The 24,459-nt window shown below is 39.1% G+C and carries 18 protein-coding genes; 13 read left to right on the top strand and 5 right to left on the bottom strand.

What is annotated here, in order from left to right; all coding sequences use genetic code 11:
* Nucleotides 1-300 precede the first annotated feature (300 nt).
* Together BM130_RS01205 and BM130_RS01200 are read right to left on the bottom strand one after the other, a co-directional pair.
* Nucleotides 301-2,055 carry a M56 family metallopeptidase gene (locus BM130_RS01205; RefSeq protein ID WP_010528842.1) on the bottom strand — a complete coding sequence of 585 codons (1,755 nt, stop codon included), beginning with the start codon at nt 2,053-2,055 and terminating at the stop codon, nt 301-303.
* A 13-nt stretch (nt 2,056-2,068) separates the two neighbouring features.
* Entirely contained in the window at nt 2,069-2,431 is a 363-nt protein-coding gene (locus BM130_RS01200; RefSeq protein ID WP_010528841.1) for a BlaI/MecI/CopY family transcriptional regulator, read from the bottom strand.
* A gap of 444 nt (nt 2,432-2,875) precedes the next feature.
* Between BM130_RS01200 and BM130_RS01195 the strand changes: the two genes are divergently transcribed.
* A complete protein-coding gene (locus BM130_RS01195; RefSeq protein WP_029626748.1) occupies nt 2,876-4,861 on the top strand; it encodes a retaining alpha-galactosidase in 1,986 nt (661 codons plus the stop codon).
* Between the two features lie 143 nt (nt 4,862-5,004).
* Nucleotides 5,005-5,748 (top strand): NADPH-dependent oxidoreductase, encoded by a 744-nt coding sequence (locus BM130_RS01190; RefSeq protein WP_010528839.1) that lies wholly within the window; start codon nt 5,005-5,007, stop codon nt 5,746-5,748.
* A 70-nt stretch (nt 5,749-5,818) separates the two neighbouring features.
* Here the strand turns inward: BM130_RS01190 and BM130_RS01185 are convergent, their stop codons facing one another.
* Nucleotides 5,819-6,922 carry an Ldh family oxidoreductase gene (locus BM130_RS01185; RefSeq protein WP_010528838.1) on the bottom strand — a complete coding sequence of 368 codons (1,104 nt, stop codon included), beginning with the start codon at nt 6,920-6,922 and terminating at the stop codon, nt 5,819-5,821.
* A gap of 234 nt (nt 6,923-7,156) precedes the next feature.
* Here BM130_RS01185 and BM130_RS01180 point away from each other — a divergent pair, with 234 nt between their 5' ends.
* Entirely contained in the window at nt 7,157-8,377 is a 1,221-nt protein-coding gene (locus BM130_RS01180; RefSeq protein ID WP_010528837.1) for a serpin family protein, read from the top strand.
* 658 nt (nt 8,378-9,035) lie between these two features.
* On the top strand, nt 9,036-10,352 hold the full coding sequence (locus BM130_RS01175) for an alpha-L-fucosidase (RefSeq protein ID WP_010528836.1): 1,317 nt from the start codon (nt 9,036-9,038) through the stop codon (nt 10,350-10,352).
* Between the two features lie 415 nt (nt 10,353-10,767).
* Here BM130_RS01175 and BM130_RS01170 read toward each other — a convergent pair whose 3' ends face one another.
* On the bottom strand, nt 10,768-11,526 hold the full coding sequence (locus BM130_RS01170; RefSeq protein ID WP_010528835.1) for an SDR family NAD(P)-dependent oxidoreductase: 759 nt from the start codon (nt 11,524-11,526) through the stop codon (nt 10,768-10,770).
* A 254-nt stretch (nt 11,527-11,780) separates the two neighbouring features.
* Between BM130_RS01170 and purL the strand changes: the two genes are divergently transcribed.
* The 4 genes from purL (at nt 11,781) to BM130_RS01150 (ending at nt 17,141) form a co-directional block, all read left to right on the top strand.
* On the top strand, nt 11,781-14,012 hold the full coding sequence (purL, locus tag BM130_RS01165) for a phosphoribosylformylglycinamidine synthase subunit PurL (RefSeq protein ID WP_010528834.1): 2,232 nt from the start codon (nt 11,781-11,783) through the stop codon (nt 14,010-14,012).
* A gap of 82 nt (nt 14,013-14,094) precedes the next feature.
* On the top strand, nt 14,095-14,817 hold the full coding sequence (gene ubiE, locus BM130_RS01160) for a bifunctional demethylmenaquinone methyltransferase/2-methoxy-6-polyprenyl-1,4-benzoquinol methylase UbiE (protein ID WP_010528833.1): 723 nt from the start codon (nt 14,095-14,097) through the stop codon (nt 14,815-14,817).
* Nucleotides 14,818-14,865: 48 nt separating this feature from the next.
* Nucleotides 14,866-15,576, top strand: coding sequence for a type IX secretion/gliding motility protein PorT/SprT (gene porT, locus BM130_RS01155; protein WP_010528832.1), 711 nt, complete (start codon nt 14,866-14,868; stop codon nt 15,574-15,576).
* Entirely contained in the window at nt 15,576-17,141 is a 1,566-nt protein-coding gene (locus BM130_RS01150) for an NAD(P)/FAD-dependent oxidoreductase (protein WP_010528831.1), read from the top strand. Before porT ends, BM130_RS01150 begins: the two co-directional genes overlap by 1 nt.
* On the opposite strand, the gene BM130_RS01145 is transcribed toward BM130_RS01150, so the two are convergent.
* A complete protein-coding gene (locus BM130_RS01145) occupies nt 17,128-17,898 on the bottom strand; it encodes a TrmH family RNA methyltransferase (protein WP_010528830.1) in 771 nt (256 codons plus the stop codon). The two genes, BM130_RS01150 and BM130_RS01145, sit on opposite strands and share 14 nt — an antisense overlap.
* 92 nt (nt 17,899-17,990) lie before the next feature.
* Between BM130_RS01145 and tamL the strand changes: the two genes are divergently transcribed.
* From tamL to rpsU, 5 genes are all read left to right on the top strand, one after another.
* Nucleotides 17,991-20,315 (top strand): translocation and assembly module lipoprotein TamL, encoded by a 2,325-nt coding sequence (tamL, locus tag BM130_RS01140; RefSeq protein ID WP_237706181.1) that lies wholly within the window; start codon nt 17,991-17,993, stop codon nt 20,313-20,315.
* Between the two features lie 152 nt (nt 20,316-20,467).
* Nucleotides 20,468-21,547 carry a class II fructose-bisphosphate aldolase gene (fbaA, locus tag BM130_RS01135; RefSeq protein ID WP_010528828.1) on the top strand — a complete coding sequence of 360 codons (1,080 nt, stop codon included), beginning with the start codon at nt 20,468-20,470 and terminating at the stop codon, nt 21,545-21,547.
* An 82-nt stretch (nt 21,548-21,629) separates the two neighbouring features.
* A complete protein-coding gene (locus tag BM130_RS01130) occupies nt 21,630-22,949 on the top strand; it encodes a sodium-dependent transporter (protein WP_010528827.1) in 1,320 nt (439 codons plus the stop codon).
* A 57-nt stretch (nt 22,950-23,006) separates the two neighbouring features.
* A complete protein-coding gene (locus BM130_RS01125) occupies nt 23,007-23,975 on the top strand; it encodes a ComEA family DNA-binding protein (RefSeq protein WP_010528826.1) in 969 nt (322 codons plus the stop codon).
* A 213-nt stretch (nt 23,976-24,188) separates the two neighbouring features.
* Entirely contained in the window at nt 24,189-24,380 is a 192-nt protein-coding gene (gene rpsU / locus BM130_RS01120; RefSeq protein WP_010528825.1) for a 30S ribosomal protein S21, read from the top strand.
* Nucleotides 24,381-24,459 lie beyond the last annotated feature (79 nt).

The raw sequence follows: 24,459 nt of genomic DNA, 5'->3' as shown, positions 1-24,459 counted from the left end.
CGAAGGTCATTTCAACGCTGCATGAAGGTTTCGGGAGTTGCCGAAAGCCATTGCAACGCTGCAAGAAGGTTTCGAGGCTTGCCGAAAGCCATTGCAAGGCTGCATGAAGGTTTCGAAAATAGGCGATTAGGTTGTTAGACCATTAGGCTATTAGACCGGAATTTTAAGGAAATTAAAATTAGCAACTAATAACTAGTAGCTATTAACTCAGAATTGGGAAGGCAATATAGTATCGTTGCCTTCCCAATTACGGAAATTGTTACCAATAGGAATAAATTATGTTGTTCTATTTAATTATTATTATTGGTCACTATTGGAATCTGTCTTGTTGAGTGCAAAATTTACGGGTAGGGTATAATTTACGGCCACATTTTTACCCCTTTGTTTACCGGGTTTCCAATCGGGCATGGAGGCAATGACTCTTTTGGCTTCTTCGTCGAGAAGGGGATGTACAGACCTGGCAACCTCAATATTGGTGGGTTTGCCGTTGGGTGAGATAATGAAATTGACATATACTCTTCCTTCAATGCCGGCTTCTTTGGCTTTAGGAGGATAATGGGTGTTCGTTAATATATAGTCGTGTAAACCTTTATAGCCACCCGGAAACCTGGGCATCTCTTGTACTATGGAAAAGGTGGGCTGGACGGTGGTACTTTGAATGCGGGCCTCAACCATTTTTTCTTTCTTTCCATCCTTTTCAAGCTTGGTTTGTATTAAGATAACCCCGTTTTTCCCTTTATCGCCATATTGCATAACGGCCGATTTGTCCTTTAAAACTTCAATCTTTTTAATTTCTGTCGGTTCAATTTTTTCCAAGGCCTCGTAGGGAATTTCTTGACCATTTACTAAGATGAGCGGTTTTTCTTTGGGCTCTTTTTTGTTGATGGAAATGGAAACAGCGGGAACTATTTCAATGGTATCTTTTTGCATAACCACCTTCATGTTTTTCCCAAATTCAGGAGGTGTTTTGGTGGTTTTGTATCCCACAAATGAGAATACCAGCTCAGATTTCTTGCTGATGTTTTGAAGGGTAAAACTACCGTCTTTGCCCGAAACGGTTCCTGCAGTTGTTCCTGCTACCACAATGCTGGTGCCGGGAAGGGGTTCGCCATTTTCCCGAACAACCATTCCTTTAACGGTTTTTCCGTTCATATCGGAAATTAAACCGGGCTCATTAGTGGTAGGTTCCAAAACGGAAATATATTGATATTTGGGTTCTGCAAAAGCATAAAAAACAAAAACTATACAAGGCAATACAACTAATGGTTTCAGTTTGCTTATTATGGAAGTTGATTTATTGGTCATCATGATAAAACGTTTTTTGTTGAGTGAATAATTAAAATAATTTCCCAGGCTGATGACCTCGCCTCCTACCATTTGATTGAGAAGGGTGGCTTTGTAAACAGCCGGGTTGTCGGTGGAATGGATGGCTTCCCTGTCGGCCAGGTATTCATGGTTTTGTCGGATGAACTGGCCATATAACCATGCCATCGGATTGAACCATTGAAAGAGCCTGATCCATTCAATCAGTATCAGATCGATCCAGTGATATTGCGCAATATGTGCCCTTTCGTGGGAGATGATTTCCCGGGTTTCTTCTTCCTTCATGTTGGGATTGACAAAGACGTAGGTGAAAAAGGAAAAAGATGTATTGAAAGGGTGTTCCCGGATAAGTTTTATGTTGTCGTATTTCTCGATGGGACAATGCCTCATCGAAAGGATTATTTTAAAAATCTGAATTACTGCCCTGAAAAAGAGAATCATCGCCCCTGCAAAAATAATCCCGGTGAGTATGTTCTGCCAGGTCCAGATACTGACTTCTTCTATGTATGATGCTACCGGAAGCTCTGCCGTAACAGTTCCCTGAACGGGATTAACCGTGATGGTATATCGGTAGGTAATGAACGGAAAAAGCAACGAAGCAATCATCCCGCCCAGCAAGAATAGGCGGTTGAGAAAGAAGTATCTTTCATTCCGTAAAAAAAGGAAATATACCGTGCCAAATAAAGTAAGCCACACGGACGACTTTAATATGTAATTGAGCAGCAATTCCATAAAATTTCGGTTTTTATTTTTTTATCTCTTTTTTTATCTCTTCCATGATTTCTTCCAAATCATCCAATGAGAGGTCGTTTTCTTTGGCGAAAAAAGAAGCCATGGCCGGAAACGAATTGTTGAAATACTTTTTCAATACGCCCGAAAGTAAGGTCTTGGAGTACTCTTTCTTTTGTACTAGAGGATGGTATACGTGAACATTCCCAAATTGGCGGTGCCCCACGAATCCTTTTTTTTCCAGAATGCGAACGATGGTGGATACCGTGTTGCGTGCCGGCTTTGGTTCGTCAAATTTTGCCAGGATGTCTCGTACTGCACCTTCTTTCAGTTCCCAAAGGATCTGCATTATTTGCTCTTCTGCTTTTGTTAACTGCATCTTTCTATTTTTTTTTGTGCAATTTTTTATTAAACTTTCTATTAGGGAAACCAATCGGTTAAAATTGATGGCTTTGATGTATTGATACCCTGTATAAAATATCTAATATCTATTAATCTTACATCTAAAAATCTAATAAAGTGTCTTTGTCAATCCCAATTCAAAGTAATGACTATTTTTTTAGTCATGCAAATATTTTTGTGTTAAAATAACTAAAAAGTTAGTCAGTTTTCATTGTATGGGCAGAAGGCGATATGTTTTTCTGATCTTAGTTTTTGTCTTTTACTTTCTTGAGAATATCTGCTATATTTGAACAAGTCCGGTTGGAGATTCATAATCCGTTCAGGATTGCCAATACTTAATTCGACCATTCATAAAAAAATATAAGATTATATCTTTTGTAAAAATTTTAAATCTATCCATTGACAACTAAAATTTATGAAAATGAAGAAAAGACTTGTGGCCTTTTTAATGATTGTTGTAACCGTTTCAATATCATCGTATGCCAAAAAGGAGGAAGTGCTCAATCTGGCTTCTCCGGATAAAACGCTTCAGGTGGAAATAACCATATCCGACCAAATTAGCTGGGTGTTAAAAGTAAATGGTAATGTGGTTGCTGGTCCCTCGGTCATGGCAATGGAGGTGGAGAATTATGGCGTACTGGGTAAAAATCCGGTATTGCGAAATTCATTTACCTCATCGAAAGATGAAGTAATCCGTACTGCTCTCTATAAAAAATCTGAGGTTGAGAACAGCTATAATGAACTGAATATGATATTTAAGGGGCGATACGGTCTTATTTTCAGGGCCTACAACGATGGTGTGGCCTACCGTTTCGTTACCTCTATGAAAGGAGATATCGAGATAAGGCGTGAAAAGAGTGTATTTGTATTTCCCGATTCCAGGGAGGCATACGTACCCTATGTACAGAATCCGGTGGGTCGATACCAGGTTTCGTTTGAAAGCACCTACGATGTACTTCCGCTTTCGCAAATAAAGCCCGATTCCCTGATTATTACACCGGTTTTGGTGAAGAATAACGACGGTACTTCTCTGGTTGTAACCGAAGCTGATTTGGAGGATTATCCCGGAATGTTTCTTACCGTCAATGATGCGGGCACTGGTTTTGAAGCTGAATTTGCACCTTTTCCCCTCGAAGAGAAACAGGGCGGACACAATAATTTGCAATCGTTTGTTACCCGACGGGCCGATTATATAGCAAAGACTAACGGCAACAGGGCTTACCCATGGCGAGTTGTTGCGGTAGGTAAAAACGATTTCGACCTGCTGGGAAATGATTTGGTTTACAAGCTGGCCTCTCCTTCGCGCCTGGAAGATACGTCATGGATTAAGCCGGGGAAAGTGGCGTGGGACTGGTGGAACGATTGGAATATTTATGGTGTGGACTTCCGGGCAGGGATCAATACCGAAACCTATAAATATTACATCGATTTTGCTGCGGAGAATGGCATCGAATATGTCATTCTGGACGAAGGGTGGTCGGAGAGTACCAACCTGATGAATGTGATTCCGGAGATAGACCTTCAGGAAATTATTGATCATGGAAAGAAGAAGGAGGTAGGCATCGTACTTTGGGCAGGATGGTTCCCGCTGAATCAGCAGATGGATGAGGTCTTTGAAAAATATTCCCGCATGGGTGTGAAGGGATATAAAATAGACTTTATGAACCGCGATGATCAGAAGATGGTTAATTTTTACTATAAAGCCGCAAAAAAGGCAGCGGAATACAAACAGTTTGTTTTGTTTCACGGAGCCTACAAACCTACCGGGTTGAGTCGTACCTATCCCAATGTGTTGACCTATGAAGGGGTCTATGGTCAGGAACAGGTGAAATGGACCGATTACAAAGAATTTCCTGAATACGATGTGACCATTCCCTTTATCCGTAATCTGGCCGGCCCTATGGATTACACCCCCGGTGCCATGAAAAACGCCAATCGCAATAATTGGCATGCCGTATGGAGTGAACCCATGAGTCAGGGGACACGTTGCCACCAGCTGGCCATGTATGTGGTGTTCGACTCGCCTTTTTCCATGCTTTGTGATAATCCTTCCAATTATATGCGGGAACCTGAATGTGTTGAATTTATAGCTTCGGTGCCTACGGTCTTTGATGTAACCGTTCCTCTGGCCGGAGTAGTTGGAGAGTATGTGGCTGTAGCCAGACAAAAGGGAAATGTATGGTATGTAGGGGCCATGACCAACTGGAACAGCCGGGAAATTGAGCTAGATTTATCGTTCCTGGGTAAAGGACGTTTCCGGGCCACCATCTTTGCCGATGGCATCAATGCCGACCGGGCAGCCTGCGACTACACCAGAAAAGAAGTCACCATTAATGGCGGTGAGAAGATGAAAATCGAAATGAAAAGTGGAGGTGGATGGGCTGCCATTATTCAACCGGTTGATTAGGGTTGAAGGTCATTTTGTTGGGAAGCTGTTTTTTCGGGAAAAATGATTGGGTTACGATTTACCGTCAGGGAATTTAGTTTCATTTCCCGCAAAAAAACAGCTCTCTTTTTGTAGTTTTGTACACAGAACTAAAAGAGTCAGATATGACAGACGTTTTATTAAATCACCGAACCATTCGAAAATACAAAAATCAACCGGTCGGGGATGATTTGTTAAATGAATTATTGCAAGCCGGCATCCGGGCCTCAACAACGGGTAATATGCAGCTTTACAGCATTGTGGTGACGCGCGACCCGCAAATGAAAGAGAAGCTGGCGCCGGCTCATTTTAATCAGCCGGTCTTTTCCAACGCTCCGGTGTCTCTCACGTTTTGTGCCGACTTCAACCGGTTTAATAAATGGTGTCGCCAACGAAAGGCTGAGCCCGGATACGATAATTTTCAGTCGTTTGTGGCAGCAGCCATCGATGCCTTGCTGGTGGCTCAGAATGTTTGTGTGGCCGCCGAATCTAAAGGTTTGGGCATTTGTTATCTGGGAACTGTCACTTACAACGCCGATAAGATTATTGATATCCTGAAGCTTCCCAAAGGCGTGGTGCCTGTGGCTACCGTAACGCTGGGCTGGCCCGACGAAAATCCGCCTCAAACGGAACGACTGCCGCTGGAGGCGGTGGTGCATCAAGAGACCTACCACGACTATTCACCCGAAGATATTGACCGACTTTATAAAGAAAAAGAAGAGCTGGAAGTCAACAAACAATTTGTGGCCGAAAACAACAAGGAAACCCTGGCACAGGTCTTTACAGATGTTCGCTACACCAAAGAGAATAATGAACATTTCAGCAGGGTCTTTCTGGATGTCCTCAAAAATCAGGGATTTTTGGAATAGATGAGGTTGCATTTATTATAAGAAAGGGGCGGTCCAAGAAGATATGGGCCGCCCTTTTTTGATTGGTTTGCTATAGATTCTGATTGACTGTACTGTACGCCTCAAATTCGACCCCCAATTCTTTTCCGATTTTGGTCAGATCTTCTACCACGGGGTCCAGCAGTGGGATGCCGTTTGTTCGACGTTCCTGTTCCAGCATTCGTTCCGGGTCGCCGGGGATAAGGACTTTTTGGTTGGGATCGATGGGCTCTGCCTGGCGGAAGGTCTCAATCCAGTTGTCCATATGTTTTTTAAATTCCTCGGCAGGTCTGAAAGCATCGATGCGCATGGCGCCAATGAAATGGCCGATACCTTCTCCTACGGGATTTTCAGGTGGATCAAGAAATGCTACAAAGGGAGGAACCCACGGTCCGTAATTGGCACCGGAGAGGACAGCGGTCAAGATATCCACCATAGACCCCAGGCAATAACCTTTGTGGCTGCCATGTATTCGGTCGCTGCCCAAAGGCAGCATGGCACCACCTTTTTTTAATATTTCAGCATCGATGGAGGCATTGCCATCTTTGTCCTGGGCCCATCCTTCCGGAATGTTTTCACCTTTTCTCTGGAGAACTTCCAACTTTCCATTGGCTACCGGAGTGGTTGCCATATCAATGACCACCGGCGGCTGTTTCAAGGCCGGGATGGCTACGGCTATGGGGTTTGTTCCTAAGAGGCGACTTTTTGAGAAGGTGGGAGAAACCAGCGGACTGGCATTGGTCATGGAGATGCCAATCATATCGTGTTCCAGAGCCAGCATGGCATGATAGCCGGCAATGCCAAAATGGTTGCTGTTGCGTATGGCCACCCAACCCGTTCCGGCCGTTTCGGCTTTTTTGATGGCTGTCTTCATCGCCTCCGGTGCCACCATTAATCCGGCGCCCAAATCCCCATCCATTACAGCTGTGGAGGGGGTCTCATAAACAATTTTGGGAGACGGTGAGGCGTTTAGCCTTTTCTTTTCCCATAAACGTACATAGCCCGACAATCTGGCAACACCGTGAGAGTCAACCCCTCTTAGATCGGCCGAAATAAGGACGGAGGCTGCAGTTTCAGCTTGGGCTGGGGTAGCACCCATTTTAAGAAATATCTCTTTGGTGAATTGTTTCAGGTAAGAAGATGAATAAAGTTTCATTTAAGCAATATCATTTGTTAGTGGATGCAAAAGTACAATTTTTTAGCAGAGACATGAGCAACCTTTTGGTTATCTTTCCATCTTTATGATAATGGTTTGTTTTTATGTTAAATTTGGATCGATAAGATTGGGAAATAGATGTTGTATCTCTGACCTTCTGATGCAGGTTTTATTTTAAAAAAGGCGTAAAAGGTCGGACTCATCTGAAATCAAAAAACTAAAACGAAATTGGTTATGGAACGTTTACTATTTGTGTTAAACCTAATTTTAATATTGTCCGGCTGCTGCTGGTTTAATAACGATGAAGGGCCCGAACAGAAAGTGTTTGATTTAAAGTCGCTGGAAGTGTTGTCTGCTACCGACCGTTTTGGTTGGGAACTTTTGAAAGCTGTCAACGAAGAAACCAAACCGGGGGAAAATGTAATTATTTCCTCCTTGAGTGTGGCTCAGGCATTGGGCATGACCACCAACGGAGCGGCAGGAGAAACACTTGAGCAGATGCTTGAAGTGCTGGATTTTGGAGAGGTGGCCACCATGAATGAGGCCTTTCGGAATGTTCGGGATGTTTTGAGTATGACCGATCCCAAGGTTGAAATAGAAGTTGCTAACTCGGTATGGTATCTGGAATCTTTGCCTGCTAAACAGAGTTTTAAAGATACGGTTGAAGCCTATTATGATGCGGTCTTTAAGGGTGTCGATTTTTCTGATTCTGATAAGGCCAAAGAAATGATCAACGGATGGGTAGATGAAAAGACGCGTGGTAAGATTCCTACGATAATTGATCAAATCAGCGATCAGCAATATATGTTTCTGGTCAATGCCGTCTATTTTTTGGGTAAATGGAAATATCAATTCGATGAAACAGCAACAATAAACGATAATTTTTATTTGTCTGATGGTTCGGCTATTGAGGTTCCGATGATGAACATGAAGCAAACCTTCCCTTACTATAGTGACAATGCTCTTCGGGCAGTCAGATTGCCTTACGGTAATGGTTCGTTTAATATGATTCTTATTCAGCCCCTTGAAGATGTGGATGTAGATCAATTGATAGAGAATATGGATGTGGGTAAATGGGAGGCCATTGTGAATAATATGCACGAACAAAACATCGCACTTTTTCTGCCTCGTTTTGAAGTGGCGTGCAAATACGAATTAAATGCTGCATTGAAAAATATGGGGATGGAATTGCCTTTTTCTGCATTACAGGCCAACTTTTCAAATATGATCGATGCCCAGGTATATATCAGCGAGGTTAACCACAAGACTTATCTTAAAGTGGATGAAGAGGGAACGGAAGCCGCAGCCGTGACCAGTGTGGGGATGGAATTGACATCCGTTTCACCGGAATCAACTGTGACTATGAAATTTGATCGTCCCTTCTTTTTTGCCATTACCGAAAAGAACAGCGGAGCCGTTTTATTTTCAGGTAAGATAGAGAATCCTTTGGAGTAATTTAATTGAGGTTTAAAGAGTTAATGGTCAATCCTACAGTGAGTTATCGACTCAATTATTAAGGGGAACCGGATTCTTGAGTCATTTAGCTTATTAATCAAAAGATCAATTATTGATTTTTTGACTAAGCTTGTTTGTTTAGCATTATTCAATGGACCTATTTTCTAAATTTTGTAATTCTTTGTTGTTAATTGCTTTTTGTAATTTTTAAACAAAATGTAAATTGCGATTTTGACCACAACCAGAACATGGACATAGTGATACAAATAGAAGGGAATAGGGCAGCAAGGAATTTTGTTTTAATTTGCGGAAATGTTTAATTTAGTGTGTCCCAATATCTATCTTGGTTTAGTTAGTATTGTGAATTAATTTTTCCCTTTTTTCTGGTTTAATAAGTATTCATTTGAGAATAGCTGCTCAAAAATTGAATATTCACTCCAAAGGTGATGTTATTAATGATAAAAAAGTAATAGATGAATAAGAGATGCAAGAAGCATCTAAAATGAATACGCCTATAATTCCTTAAGGGAACTTAGCGTTGAACCATGCGGGTTATATTTTTTTGAAAAATTAAATCATTTAAGAATGGACGTGTGAATTGAATCATGTCTTCAAGGAATAAATAATATTGATTTTAATTAACTTAAAGCCAAGAAACATGAAAAAGTTTGTTTTTCCCATTTTATTTTGCCTTTTTACTTTTGTGGGATATGCTCAGCAAAAGTATCCTTATGAAATGTCGGAATATACCCCTTCGTCTGAAAACCTTAAAGCACGTGAAGAATTTAGAAACATGCGATTTGGCTTATTTATTCATTGGGGTATTTATAGTGTTTTAGGCGATGGTGAGTGGGTTATGCACAATCAACGTATACCTTATGATAAATATAAGAGGTTGGCAGACTTTTTTTATCCCATGGATTTTGACGCCAGAGAATGGGTGAAAATTGCCAAAGATGCCGGAATGAAATATATCACTATTACATCAAGGCATCATGACGGATTTAGTATGTTTGATACTGAGGCATCGGATTACAATATAGTAGATGCCACCCCTTATGGCAAAGATCCATTGAAGGAATTGGCAGAAGAATGTAAAAAAGAAGGCATTAAATTAAATTTTTATTATTCTTTGCTTGATTGGGGGCGTGAAGATTATGGTTTTGGAAAAAAGATTGTTGATGGTGGGCCTGTAGACACTGATTGGGATAGTTATATTGAATTTATGAAAACCCAATTAACCGAGTTACTTACCAATTATGGCGAGGTTGGATGTGTTTGGTTCGATGGACATTGGGAACGCAAAAATGCCAATTGGCACTATGATCAAATCTATTCCCTGATCCATGATTTGAGTCCCGCTACTTTAATTGCCAATAATCATCATATACAACCTATTCCAGGTGAAGATATTCAGGTCTTTGAACGCGATCTTCCGGGGGAAAATTTTGCCGGGTACAGTAAAGGGGTTAAAGTAAGTAAATTGCCTCTTGAAACCTGCGCTACTATTGGTGAGGCTTGGGGGTTTAATTTAAATGAAAAAAATTATAAAAGCCCTAAAGAAATCATTCATTTATTGGTGAAAGCCGCAGGTAAAGATGCTAATCTTTTACTTAATGTTGGGCCAATGCCAAATGGAAAAATTCAACCGGAATTTGTTTCTATTTTAAATGAAGTTGGTCAATGGCTAAAAAAATATGGAGAAACAATTTATGGAACACGAGGACAAATTATTCCAAATCAAGAATGGGGAACTATTACAGCTAAAGATAATACGTTATTTGTTCATGTGCTAAATCAACCTGGCTTACCATATGTTTTTATCCCTCAGTTTGATAAAAAAGTGCTCTCAGCAACTTCCTTCGATAAAAATGTGAAATTGAAGTTTAAACAACAAAAGGAGGGATTGTTTATCTATACTGGCGGACTGAAGGAAAATGATATTGACCAAATTATAAAGCTAAAGATAAAATAGAAGTTTCGGCAGAAATAATTTTCATGGCAATAAGTGCGCATCCAATGTTTATATTCTTCTGTTCGATCGGTTAAATTGTTTTATCAAAAAGACTTTATTTCGGCATAAGTTGCTATTTAAAATCAGTTATTAAAAAAACTAATAAAATAAATATAGGTCTAAGACTGAGGTATAAAGGTCTTAGACCTAAACTTTAAAGTTCTTAGGGTAAACCAAAGATATATCAGGGTAAATCATAAAATATTATCCTAAATAATATTAACCTATTGTTATGCGAGTTTCATCAGATCAATGAATTAGATAAAACTGATGAAATTGTAAATTCATGTTTATTTCTTTGGTGGCTTTGTGCTGGTACTGATTTTTTACCTTTAAATAATTTTCCTTTGCAGTTAAAGTCATTTCAAAAAAGCAATTATTTATTTCTGAAGTTATACACTGCACTGGCCTGAGCTGTAGGCATTAAAAGCATATCATTTACGTTAACGTGAGGTGGCCGTGTTATCATGAATTCAATAGCATCGGCAACATCATTGGCATTAAGTGGTGTTAATCCTTCATAAACTTTATCAGCTTTCTGCTTATCGCCATGGTATCTTACAATCGAAAATTCTGTTTCAACCATTCCTGGTGAGATAGATGAAACTTTGATATTGTGAGGCAATAGGTCGATACGCATTCCTTTGGTTAGAGCATGAACTGCATGTTTGGTTGCACAATAAACATTACCGTTTGCATATACCTCTGATCCGGCAATAGAACTTACATTAATGATGTGTCCTTTTTTTCTTTTAATCATTTCAGGAATGACGAGCCGGGTAATGGAAAGCAGACCTTTTACATTTGTGTCGATCATTTGTTCCCAATCTTCCCATAGGCCTTCCTGAATGGGATCAGCACCAGCAGCAAGTCCGGCATTATTAACCAATATATCAATTTGTTTCCAATCATTGGGTAAAGAATTCCATGCTTGGTTAGTGGCTGACAATCGCCGTATATCAAAAGAAAGAATTTTTACTTCAATATTAGTCTCTTTAAGTTTTTCAGCCAGGTTTTTCAACCGATCTTCTCTTCTTCCGGTAATGATTAGATTAAAGCCGTTACGTGCCAACATGTGAGCTGTTGCTTCTCCAATCCCCGATGTGGCCCCTGTAACCATCGCTATTTTGTCCATATTGTAAGTGATTTGTTTTATGCGTTTTTTTTGTTATTTTTCAACTCAAAATTAATAAGGTTTTGTTAAAATTGAAATCTTCTGACATTAATGAATTGGTGAGGTTTTGTTTTTCGATATTTTTATAGAAGAAAAATAAAAATGGCCTAATGATTTATGTGCAAATAGGATATTAAAACTTTTAATCTTGTTTTGAGATTTCCAACAGACCAAAATGTATAATGATTTTATGTTAATTGAAAATCCAGGTCCCTATGAATAAAAATAAAAACTATCCTGTCGAAGATATCCAGTTGTTGAGTCTTAGTGAAGAAGAATATGAAAGAATTCAGGAGATTTTAGGGCGACGCCCCAACAAGTTGGAGTTGGAAATATTTTCCATATTATGGTCGGAACATGCTAGTTATAAAAATTCCCGAAAATGGCTGCAAAAGCTTCCCACTAAGGCCAGGCATGTTATGGTAGAGGCGGGTAAAGAGAGTGCAGGTGTTGTAGACATAGGTGACGGGGAGGTCGTTGTAGTAAAACTGGAATCACATAATCATCCCTGTGCTGTTCAGCCTCGGCTGGGCGCTTCCACCGGAATGAGAGTCGTCAACAGGGATATTTTTTCGATGGGCGCAAAGCCGGTAGCTCTTTTAAATTCGTTGAGATTTGGAGATTCAGTTAGAGATACAGCCCGGTGGTTGTTTGAAGAAGTTGTTAAAGGTATTTCTGATTTTGAACAAGGCTTTGGCATACCGGTTATTGGTGGTGAAGTTTTTTTTAATGAGGCTTATAATACCAGTCCGATTGTTAATACGATGTCGATCGGGGTTGCTCAAAAGAAGGAATTATTATTTGGTGTAGCAAAAGGGGAGGGTAATCTCGTTGCTGTAATAGGTGTACCCACCGGAAAAGACGGTATTACGGGCGACGCTTTTGATTCCGGGTTGATTCCCGATGCTGAAACCAAAAGTATTTCTTTTGATCAGATGCGTGATATTCAATCGGAGGTGAATCTTTATAAGGCTCATCAAAAATTGGTTCAGGAAAATCTTTTGGTGGGTTCTCAGACTATAGGCGGACAAGGTATTATAGGAGCATTGGCTGAGATGGCCATGAGAGGGAATAGTGGCATTGATTTTTGGGCCGATGACGTTCCGTTAAGAGAGAAGGATATGAGTTTAAGAGAAATATTGATTTCTCAAACTTGGGGAAGATTGTTAATTTGTTTCTCACCAAAAGATGAAGATAAGATTCATTCAATTTTAAAGAAGCATAAAATTACTTTTGGAGTAATTGGCAAAGTAGACAATAGTGGTAAGTTAAAAGGTAGTAAAGATGGTAATGTAGAGGTAGAATTGCCTGTTAAATTTTTAGGATTAGGAGAATTTTCGCCAGTTTATGAAAGAGCGGTTGCTTCCCAAAGAGAACTTCCTGAATTCATAAAAGTAGATGATCTGCCGGAGCCGGATCATTATCCCGCTGTTGTTGACAAAATGTTTAAATCGTTGAATGTATCTTCAAAAAAGTGGCTAACTCAAAAATTCTCTAAAAAAATTTACGGTGAAGCTGCAAGTTCCAGATATCCATCTGATGGAGGAATTATTGAACTGGAAAGTGATGATAAAGCTTTGGTAGCTACAGTCGACAGTAATCCTGCCTATTTTACTTCTGACCCTTATAACGGAGCACGCATATCTGTTGCTGAAGCTATCAGAAATATTGTTTGTGCAGGTGGTACGCCTCTGGCTATATCTGATTGTCTTAATTTTGGAAATCCTTATGATCCTTCTGCATATTCCGATTTCACCGAAGCAGTAAAAGGTCTTTCGGATGCTTGCAAATTTTTTGATTTACCTGTGGTCAGTGGAAATGTTAGTTTCTACAATCAACGTTCGGTGGAGGGACAAATTATTCCTGTTCTTCCCACACCTGTTATTGGTGCAGTTGGTTTAATTAATGATGTGGGAAAACATACTACGCTCTCTTTTAAGCATAAGGGTGATATGATATTTTTATTGGGTCGGTCACGAAACGATATTAACGGTTCGGAATATCTGAGAATTATTCATGGTATCGAAAAATCGCTCCCACCCTACTTTAATCCGGAAGAGGAAAAGAAACTTTTTGTGGTTATTCGTGACATGATAGAAAGTGGTTTGGTCAGGTCGGTACATGATGTATCCAACGGTGGACTTTTCTTTAGTCTATTGGAGTGTGCAATCCCTATGGAATACGGATTCGATATTACAACGGATGCAGAAATTCGCAGAGATGCTTTTCTGTTTGGTGAGGCCCAAGGACGAGTTATTGTTTCTGTATCGCCCGAAAAGCAGGATGATTTTGTCGATTTTATGGTTGAAAAAGAGCAGGCTTTTTCGGTTTTGGGACATGTTACCAGAGGAGAGATTCGAATTGATGATGAATCGTATGGCTTTGTTAAAGAGCTGAAATCAAAATTTGAAAGCCGACTGAAATGGTGGGTCGAAGGAAAATACTGAGATTAAAAACCGGATCGTTAGAGACCACAATCTCTCTGTAGGTGATAAAATCTTTGTATTTTTGACCCAAAATTTTTTAAGGATGATAAAGCCATATAAGGACAAGGAGAGTAGCAAAAAGGAACAAATTCGGTCCATGTTTAATAAAATTGCTCCTCATTATGACCTGTTAAATCACTTGCTTTCGTTTGGAATCGATAAAATCTGGAGAAAAAATGTTGTTAAACAGTTGAAAGGACTTACTGCACCCATAATCCTGGATGTAGCAACCGGAACAGGTGATTTGGCGATTGAACTTACCAAAATTGACCCGGTAGCTGTTTATGGGGTTGACCTGTCGGAAAAAATGTTGAATGTAGCCCGTAAAAAAATCGAAAAGAAAAGGCTACATATGACTATACAACTGAAACAAGGGGATTCTGAGGCGTTGCCTTTCGACGACCGTTTTTTTGATGCAGCTACGGTCGCATTTGGTGTTAGGAATTTTGAAAACCTTCAAAAGGGGTTGAAAGAAATTCATCGGGTATTAAAGCCTGATGGTAAGCTGGTGGTCCTGGAGTTTTCAAGGCCCAAAGTATTTCCTTTTAAACAATTATTTTATTTTTATATGCGCCGGATTTTACCATGGTGGGGCGGAATGATTTCTAAAGATAAAGAGGCTTATAAATATTTGCCCGAGTCAGCAATGCAATTTCCGGAAGGGGAGGATTTTAAAAAGGAATTGGAAAAGGCAGGCTTTGAATGGCAAAAAGGTATAAAACAAACATTTGGTATAGCAACCATATATGTTGCAACAAAAATGTGATGACAATATTTTGGCGTGCTTTACGTTTGCTTCAAAAATACTTTTCTCTTGCGTTGGCTTTTACTATTTACTTTTGTGATTTTTGTTTACTTTCCGGTAAATGGACAAGGGAGGGAGAAGAAAGGTGTGCCTAATCTTCCGGCTTTCGATTATCGACCTTTGCATTTCGGCTTTTTGATCGGGTTTAATACCATGGATTTTAGAGTGGTACATAAACCTATATCAGAACGGCCCGAAGGTTTGGAAAATCGATATGCTGAGGTTGTTAATCTAAATCCCGGAATTAATCTCGGCATCGTATCTAGCTTACGCCTTAATCAATATTTTAATTTAAGATTTCTGCCTGGGATTAGTTTTGGCCAACGCGATTTACTTTACATTCAGGATGGTGAAGTAGAGGAGAAACCACTTGAAATTAAATCCACCTTTTTGGAATTCCCGTTATTGCTAAAATTTAGCGGTGCCAGGATGACCAACGTGAAACCCTATTTAGTTGGAGGTATCAATCCGCGTATTGACCTGGCTAAATCGGAAAATGATGGACTTAAATTGAAAAAAGGGGATTTATATTTAGAAGTTGGCGCCGGGTTTGATTTTTATTTGAATTATTTTAGGCTGTCGACCGAGGCCAAATTATCGGTTGGCATGCTGAATGTATTGGATTCTTCCGGCACCGGAGAACCGGAAGATGTATTTTATACCGATGTTTTGGATCGCTTGACTTCGAGAATATTTGTTTTTACTTTTTATTTTGAATAATGTTTCAGCTTATAGATTTACGATTAACTCCTGAAGAGGCGTTACAAGAAGATACAATAAAAAAATATGCAGTTCGGAAACTGTCAATAAACATAGGTGATATTTCGGGTATTCGCATCGTCAGGCGGTCTATTGATGCCCGGCAGAGGCAGGTGATGGTGGATTTGCAAGTGCAAGTATGGCACAACGAGCCAATGCCTCAAACAAATCCTAAAAAATTTCATTGGCCTTCTGTAATATCTGCACCTGAGGTAATAGTTGTCGGGTCTGGTCCGGCAGGACTATTTGCAGCACTCAAATTAATGGAATTGGGTTTAAAGCCTATTATTGTTGAGAGAGGGAAGGATGTATCGGAGCGTAAAAAGGATATTGCCTTGCTTAACCGAAACGAACAACTTGATGATGATTCCAATTATGCATTTGGGGAGGGAGGTGCAGGTACCTTTTCTGATGGAAAGCTTTATACTCGTAGTAAAAAAAGAGGAGATTTTAGGAACTTTCTTGAGCTTCTTTATTTTCATGGATCATCGGAAAATATTTTGATAGATGCTCATCCCCACATTGGAACCGACAAATTGCCGGGTATTATCCGTAATATACGAAACACTATCGTTACAGCCGGTGGGGAATTTCTCTTTAGATCGCGTGTGGTAGATTTTATTATTAATGGCGATAGGATTGATGGTGTAATTTTACATGATGGGACTAAACTTAGAGGTAAAGCGGTGATCTTGGCAACAGGACATTCCGCTAAAGATGTTTACCACCTTCTTCATGAGAAGGGCATTGAACTCCATGCCAAAACCTGGGCTATGGGGGTAAGGGTAGAACATCCGCAGGAATTGATAGATCGTATTCAATATCATACCAAGGACGGACGAGGACTTTATTTGCCGGCAGCATCATACAGTTTTTCTCATCAGGTAGCGGGCCGAGGGGTTTATTCCTTTTGTATGTGTCCGGGTGGTTTTATTGTCCCGGCGATGACTGGGGCTGAAGAGATGGTGATCAATGGTATGTCGCCATCGCAAAGGAATTCACCTTATGCAAACAGTGGAATGGTGGTTGAAATACGACCTGAAGATCTGAAAGGATATGAAAAATACGGGGTATTGGCCGGCTTGTATTACCAACAGGAAGTTGAAAGGCTCTGTTTTGTTAACGGTGGTCAGGGAGTTATAGCTCCTGCCCAACGGTTAGTTGATTTTGTTGATGGTCGTTTATCCTTCGATTTACCGGAAACTTCTTATATTCCAGGAGTAGTGGCCGCTCCGTTACATTTTATTTTGCCTGATCATATTTCTTCTCGTTTACGAGAAGGATTTGCTTATTTTGGGAAACGTGCAAAAGGCTTTTTATGTGAAGAAGCTGTTGTTTTGGCTGCTGAATCGCGCACTTCTTCGCCATTAAGAATCCCGAGGGATAAAGATTCTTATATGCATGTATCGGTCAAAGGGCTTTTCCCTTGTGGTGAAGGAGCTGGTTATGCCGGCGGAATAGCTTCCTCAGCCATGGACGGAGAACGTTGTGCCATCGGTGTCGCCCAATATATTAACAAAATGTAGAACGATGGAATTCGGAACATATTATCGCTGCAGCTATTCCAACATTTAAAGATTCTATGGAAGAAGAACCGTTAGGACGTTCAAATTTTGGAATCGACAGACGAGTGGTAATGGTCCTGGCTGTTTCGGCTCGTATCCCATTGCCCTCATTCCCTAAAACAATTATTCCTTTATCGGGTAATGCCAGTGAATAAATGTTTTGACCTTGCATAAAAGTCCCAAAAATTTCAAGATTTAATTCCTTATTGGAACGTTGACAAAAGTCATTAAGTTGTGTATAGTGAACTTTAACATGAGCGATAGCACCCATGGATGCTTGAATTACTTTCGGATTAAACGCATCGACCGTGTCCGGACTGCAAACAACGTATGGTATATTAAACCAGGCGGCCAATCGAAGTATTGTGCCCATATTCCCGGGATCCTGTATTCCATCTAAACAAAGAGTAAGGTTATGACGATGTTCTCCAAAAGTAAAGCTAAAATCCGGCTGTCTGAATAGAGCTATTACATCTCGAGGATGGGTGAGAAAACTTAGTTGTTTTAATTCATTGTTGTCAATTATTTGAGTAATAAGTTTTTTGTGTTTTTCGGTAATAGCATTTTCTTTGGTCGAATAAATTAATTCCGATTTTAATCCGGCATCCAAAAGGTCGTTTACCAGCTTGGACCCTTCTGCCACGAACAGGGAATTTTTGTCGCGATACTTTTTATGAGCAAGAGAGGCGATTAATTTTTTTTTCGATTTTCCAACCATTTTGGCGTTGTCTTTGATTGCAAAAATAGAATATTAAACCGATAATTTTGGTTTCTTTGCATAAAGAGAGTTTTTTGAAACCTGTTTTTAGAGTGAAGCAATTGAAAAAAGTAAAAAAATATATAGGTTTTGCTACTAGGATAATCTTATTGTGGTCTTTGTTTTTTATTCTGGGAAGCTGTTCTACTACGAAGTTTGTTCCGGAAGATGAATACCTGTTGGCTAATGTAAAGATAAAAAGCAAAGTAAGAGATATCACGAAGGAGAAACTTAGACCCTATGTGCGCCAGAATGAGAATACTAAACTTCTGGGCTTCTGGAAGTTTTATCTGGGATTGTACAATCTTTCGGGGAATGATAAGGAGAAGGGATTTAACAGATGGCTCCGCAGTATAGGAGAGGAACCCGTGATATTTGATCCCCATCTTGTTACGCAATCATCGCGTCAGATGAAATTATATTTGAACAATCAAGGGTATTTTAGAGCGACGGTTAGGGATACTGTTATTTTCAAAGGAAAACAAAAGGCCAAAGTTATTTATTACATTGATCCGGGTGAGCGGTATTTTTTAAATAAAGTAAGCTATAGGATTGATGATGACAGCATTCGGGAAGTAATATTAAGTGATACCTTAAAGACTTTTCTCAAAAAAAATCGTCCGTTTACCGTTGACCTTCATGAAAAAGAACGTGAGCGAATTAGTAAAAATCTTCGGAACAAAGGATATTACAGATTTTCTGAAGAGTTTATCTACTATCTGTCAGATACTACGGTTGGGAATAACTATGTAAATGATTCGTTGATTGTTGTTAGTCCGGAAGAGGTTCAGGGGCAACCATATTATAAGAAATATAGAATTGGTAAAGTGGAATTTCAGGTAGGAATAGGTACCAATGAATTATTGGAGGAAGATTCGAGTGACGTGGCTTTAGATTTTGACACTCTTAAATTTGAAAATATCCGGATTATTTATGACGATGAATTACCGATTAAACCTCAATTACTTATTAGTTCCAGTTATATAGAGCCGGGCACCTATTACAATGCGGCATTAGTTGAACGAACCCATCAATTGTTGAGTAGCCTTAGATTATTCAGGTATATCAATATCCGTTTTCGAGAGACTGGTTATACCAACGAGCAAGGCGAGCCTTTACTCGATTGCATCATTGGACTTTCTCCCGGAAAGCCTCAATCTTTTTCGGTGGATATTGAAGGAACTAATTCATCCGGTAATATTGGAGCGGCAGGCAATTTAAACTATCAACATAAGAATTTATTTAAAGGTGGTGAGTTTTTTACGCTCAATACCCGTTTGGCTCGTCAGAATCAATTTGTCAGATCTTCTTCTGAAGAATTCAATACTGTTGAAATAGGCGGAGAAGCTTCTATTGTCATCCCACGCTTTTTGCTTCCTTTGCGGTTTCAACAATTCCGTCAAAGATATAATCCCAAAACCAACATATCATTATCATATAATTACCAACGTCGGCCCGATTATACTAGAACTTTTGCCAATGCACGGCTGGGGTATAACTGGCGCTCTTCACGCTATATTTCCCATTCCTTCTATCCTTTGGAATTTAATCTGGTCAATATTCCTGAGTTGAGTGATAATTTCAAAGAAATAATTAGCGGTACTTATTTAGAGTATACTTACGAGGATCATTTAATTGTAGGCATGAATTATTCTTTTTTGCTTAATCAGCAAACTTTAGGGCAGAATAATGATTTCTGGTATTTTAGGGCAAATCTTGAATCTGCTGGTAATTTACTTTCCTTAGCCATGTCTGCAAAAGGTAATGGTAGCGCCAATGAATACAATGAGCTTTTAGGCATTAGGTATGCTCAGTATGTGAAATCAGATATCGATTTGCGATTTCATAATCGTCTCGATCGATATACTTCGTTGGTTTGGCGTTTTTTTGCAGGGGTAGGAATACCTTATGGAAATTTGGATGTTTTGCCTTTCGAAAAGAAATATTTTTCGGGAGGTGCTAATAGTATTCGTGCCTGGCCGGTAAGGGGGCTTGGACCAGGGAGCTATAGCGAAGAGGAATATCAATTTTACAACCAGACAGGCGATATAAAATTGGAAATGAACCTGGAATATAGGTTTAAGTTGTTTTGGGTGCTCGAAGGAGCTTTATTTCTGGATGCAGGAAATATTTGGGGCATTCGCGAAAGTTCTAGTCCGGAAGGTGGTCTTTTTGAATTTGATAAATTTGTGGATCAAATAGCTGTAGGAACTGGTATTGGCGCTCGATTTGATTTTAATTATTTTATTTTTCGCCTGGATATGGGACTTAAAACCCGCGACCCATCTCTTCCTGAAGGTGAAAGATGGATACCTCTTAATCGATCCTGGAGGTGGACTGATACCAGTTTCAATTTTGCCATTGGATACCCGTTTTAAAGGGCGAATTATTACTGATATTACTTTATTTTCTATTTTATTCTTAAATTTGCACGAATTTGTAAATGATTTTGTGTTATATGGTTACGTTTTGTTGAAAAATGTTGGCAAAACGTTTTTAAATTTATATCTTACCAAATAATATTAATGTTATGAAAGAAAAAATTTTGGATGTTGTAAAACCAGGTGTTGCAGTAGGCAAAGATCTTCAGGAAATTTTTCGTATTGCTCGCGAAAATCAATTTGCATTACCTGCTGTCAACGTCGTTGGTTCAAATTCCGTAAATGCAGTAATGGAAGCGGCTAAAATCGCTAAAGCACCTGTGATTATTCAGCTTTCTAATGGTGGTGCATCATTTTATGCGGGTAAAGGTGCCAACGGTGAGGGGCAAGAATTGGCAGTTAAAGGTGCGGTGGCTGCAGCCAAACATGTTCACCTTATGGCTGAATCTTATGGTATTCCTGTGGTTCTTCATACCGACCATGCTGCTAAAAAATTATTGCCTTGGATTGATGGTCTGTTAGAGGAAGGTGAAAAATGGTTTAAGGAAACCGGTAAACCATTGTTCAGTTCTCATATGCTTGATCTTTCTGAAGAAACACTTCAAGACAATATTGAAATCAGTAAAAAGTACCTCGAGCGTATGAGTAAAATGGGTATGACCCTTGAAATAGAGCTTGGTATTACTGGTGGTGAAGAAGACGGTGTTGATAATACAGGTGTTGATAATGCCATGCTTTATACTCAGCCCGAAGATGTTGCTTTTGCCTATGAGGAATTAAATAAAGTTTCACCTAATTTTACTATTGCAGCATCTTTTGGAAATGTTCACGGTGTTTACAAACCCGGTAATGTAGTTCTTCGTCCTGAAATCCTGAAAAATTCTCAAAAATATATTTCTGAGAAATTTGGTACCGGTGAAAAGCCCGTTAATTTTGTATTCCATGGTGGTTCCGGCTCTTCTTTGGAAGAAATTCGCGAGGCCGTAAGTTATGGTGTTGTTAAAATGAATATCGATACCGATACACAATGGGCTTTCTGGAATGGGGTACGACAATATGAAGCTAAATATCATGATTATCTGCAAGGACAAATTGGTAACCCTGAAGGTGAAGATAAGCCCAATAAAAAATATTACGACCCGCGTAAATGGTTACGTGCCGGTGAAGAGTCAATGGTGGAACGTTTACAGGAAGCCTTTAAGGCGCTTAACTGCATAGATGTATTATAACCTTACTTTTTAATGTGATATTGATTATAACCCCCATAAAATGGGGGTTTTTTTAATTAATAGTTTCTAAAATAACAGTAGTATGTCATTGAACACTCCCAACAGAGATAGTTTTACCAATAAATTTGGAATCATTGCTGCCGCAGCTGGATCGGCTATAGGTTTGGGTAATATTTGGAGATTCCCATATGTTTTAGGTGAAAGTGGCGGCGGTGCGTTTTTGTTGATATATATTTTATTTGTGATTATCATCGGAGTTCCGGTAATGATTTCAGAATTATTGATAGGAAGAAAGGCTCAGCTAAGTGTTTTCGGTGCTTTTAGAAAACTAGCTCCAAGCCAGCATTGGAATTTGGTAGGTGTAATGGGAGTGGGGGCCGCTTTTCTCATTTTGGCCTTTTATTCAGTTGTTGCCGGTTGGACCTTACAGTATGTCTACTTAAGTTTGACAAATTCTCTGGCCGGAAGTACACCAAATGAATTAATTGCAGTATTCGAGAGAGTTCAAGCAAATAAAGGCCTGTCGGCTTTTTGGACAATTCTTTTTTTAGGTGGTACAGCCTTTATTGTTAGAGCCGGAATTGAGAAAGGTATTGAAAAGTACACTAAAATATTAATGCCTTTGCTGTTTTTGATCATTTTAGTACTTATCATCCGCTCGTTAACTTTAGATGGTGCTTCTGCCGGTTTGAAATTTCTGTTTAACCCCGATTTCTCAAAACTTACTTCTGATGTGATTCTGGAGGCTCTGGGGCAAGCATTTTTTTCGCTCAGCATTGGTATGGGAGTTATTGTTACTTATGGTTCTTATATTAAGAAATCTGAAAGTCTTGGTGGAACCGCTTTATCGGTTTCTCTTGCAGATACGATAATAGCTGTTTTAGCAGGAATAGCAATATTTCCTGCGGCTTTTGCCTTTGGGATGGCGCCAGACCAAGGTCCAGGACTGGTCTTTATTACCTTGCCAAATATTTTCAATAAAATGGTGGGCGGTTATGTTTTTGGACTTTTATTTTTTATTTTGCTTACCATTGCTGCTCTTACTTCTTCAATTTCATTGCTTGAAGTGGTAGTCGCCTATTTTACCGAGGAGCTAAATTTGTTGCGGTCGCGTGCCACTTGGATTGCGACAGCTGTTATTGGCATATTGGCAATAATATGTGCTTTTAGTTCCAATGTTTTTAATATTTTTGATAAAGTTTCATCCAATATTTTGTTACCGCTTGGCGGATTGCTGATTGTTATTTTTGTTGGCTGGGTTATGGGCTCTAAAAAACCGCGTGAGGAAATTGAAGCGGATGGACGTAAAGCTCATTATTATAATGGGTTTTTATTTATCATTAAATTTGTTGCCCCCATTGCCATTACATTGGTTTTTCTGAAAGGTCTGGGATGGATTTAATTACCATGTTGATGTTGGCTATGCGTTATCAATAAATATTGACGGATAGTAAAAATTATGTGGAAAGACTGGCTGTCTTTTTCGCGGAGAGAACAATACGGCATTATAGCGTTAAGCTCTATCCTTTTTCTTTTAGTGATTTTAAGGATATTGATGGCAATAAGTTGGAATCTATCTGAAATAAAGGTGGATAAGGATGCTTCTGTGCTTATAGAAAGGAATGAAAAAGATAATGAGGGCGCCGAAGAAGTACAAAAGGATAAACCCAAGTACGCTTTTAAGTTTTTTGATCCAAATAAAGTTACCGTAACTGAGTTAGACAAGATGGGTCTTCCTTATCTTGTTATCATCAATTGGATGAAATATTTGGAGGCAGGTGGCTCTTTTTATCATCCCGAAGATATAGCCAAAATTTATGGATTGGATTCTATTTTGGCACAAGAGCTAAGCAATTATGTGGTTTTCTCTGAAAACAAAAATTCAAATGAAAACCGATCAAATAATCATTTTAAGTCTGCATCTATCCATACATCTGTAGGCAGGCTGAGTGGGGAAAATCATAGAACCATTTCTGAGCGTAGGCCAGCTTCCGATATTGATACTTTTATTGTTGATCTTAACAGTGCTACAGCTGAGGATTTAAAAAAGATAAAAGGTATTGGAAATGTTTTATCGCAGCGAATTATTGATTTTCGGGAACTTCTGGGAGGTTTTTATGATAGGGAACAAGTTAAAGAAGTATATGGTATTTCAAAAGAATTGTATGAGAATATCAATCATCACTTTGTAATTAATACAGGGGTTTACAGAAAAATATCCATAAACAGAGCATCAATCTTTTATTTGCGAAAACATCCGTATCTAAATTTTTATCAGGCCCGTGATATCATAGAATACAGAAAGAAGAAAGGATATATTACTTCTAAGCAACAATTGAAAAGTATACCTTCTATTGACGAAGAAACGCTAAAAAAGCTTTTGCCATATATAGATTTTTCTGTCGATAAACAAAAAATTGAAGATTAACTTGTTTCAATCAGAAAACTTCATTTTCTTTGTATCGCAATTTTTGAAACGATTTTAATATTAATAATTTTCTGAAATTTAAAAGATTGGAGGTTGTTAACGTTTTAGGGTAAAGAAAATATTGAGTTTTAAGGGCAATAGTAGAAATGCCTGTCAAATTTATTTTTATTGAGTTAATAGTTTGTTTTTGAGATATTTAAAAATTTTAGAATTATGATTGTAGTTCCTGTTAAAGAGGGAGAGAACATAGAACGCGCTTTGAAAAAATTTAAACGTAAATTTGAAAAAACCGGCACAATGCGTGAAATACGTGCCCGTCAAGCTTTTGTGAAACCTTCTGTACGACGCAGAGAGGAAATTAAAAGAGCTATTTACATTCAAAAATTACAGCAAGACAACGAGTAAGAGAAAATCTTTTTCGAACGTCTGACTTTTCAATGTTTTTTCGTATATTCGTTAACACGATGAATTGAAAAGTCAGACG

This window comes from Thermophagus xiamenensis (genome assembly GCF_900112795.1).
GTDB classification, from domain to species: domain Bacteria; phylum Bacteroidota; class Bacteroidia; order Bacteroidales; family Marinilabiliaceae; genus Thermophagus; species Thermophagus xiamenensis.
The sequence above is the reverse complement of the archived record's forward strand: the minus strand, read 5'-3'. Positions and strand labels throughout refer to the sequence as shown.

Coding starts and splice junctions, on each gene's coding strand:
- BM130_RS01205 (WP_010528842.1), bottom strand. CDS start 2,055: ATGGAATTGCTGCTCAATTACATATTAAAGTCGTCCGTGTGGCTTACT.
- BM130_RS01200 (WP_010528841.1), bottom strand. CDS start 2,431: ATGCAGTTAACAAAAGCAGAAGAGCAAATAATGCAGATCCTTTGGGAA.
- BM130_RS01195 (WP_029626748.1), top strand. CDS start 2,876: ATGAAGAAAAGACTTGTGGCCTTTTTAATGATTGTTGTAACCGTTTCA.
- BM130_RS01190 (WP_010528839.1), top strand. CDS start 5,005: ATGACAGACGTTTTATTAAATCACCGAACCATTCGAAAATACAAAAAT.
- BM130_RS01185 (WP_010528838.1), bottom strand. CDS start 6,922: ATGAAACTTTATTCATCTTCTTACCTGAAACAATTCACCAAAGAGATA.
- BM130_RS01180 (WP_010528837.1), top strand. CDS start 7,157: ATGGAACGTTTACTATTTGTGTTAAACCTAATTTTAATATTGTCCGGC.
- BM130_RS01175 (WP_010528836.1), top strand. CDS start 9,036: ATGAAAAAGTTTGTTTTTCCCATTTTATTTTGCCTTTTTACTTTTGTG.
- BM130_RS01170 (WP_010528835.1), bottom strand. CDS start 11,526: ATGGACAAAATAGCGATGGTTACAGGGGCCACATCGGGGATTGGAGAA.
- purL (WP_010528834.1), top strand. CDS start 11,781: ATGAATAAAAATAAAAACTATCCTGTCGAAGATATCCAGTTGTTGAGT.
- ubiE (WP_010528833.1), top strand. CDS start 14,095: ATGATAAAGCCATATAAGGACAAGGAGAGTAGCAAAAAGGAACAAATT.
- BM130_RS01150 (WP_010528831.1), top strand. CDS start 15,576: ATGTTTCAGCTTATAGATTTACGATTAACTCCTGAAGAGGCGTTACAA.
- BM130_RS01145 (WP_010528830.1), bottom strand. CDS start 17,898: ATGGTTGGAAAATCGAAAAAAAAATTAATCGCCTCTCTTGCTCATAAA.
- fbaA (WP_010528828.1), top strand. CDS start 20,468: ATGAAAGAAAAAATTTTGGATGTTGTAAAACCAGGTGTTGCAGTAGGC.
- BM130_RS01130 (WP_010528827.1), top strand. CDS start 21,630: ATGTCATTGAACACTCCCAACAGAGATAGTTTTACCAATAAATTTGGA.
- BM130_RS01125 (WP_010528826.1), top strand. CDS start 23,007: ATGTGGAAAGACTGGCTGTCTTTTTCGCGGAGAGAACAATACGGCATT.
- rpsU (WP_010528825.1), top strand. CDS start 24,189: ATGATTGTAGTTCCTGTTAAAGAGGGAGAGAACATAGAACGCGCTTTG.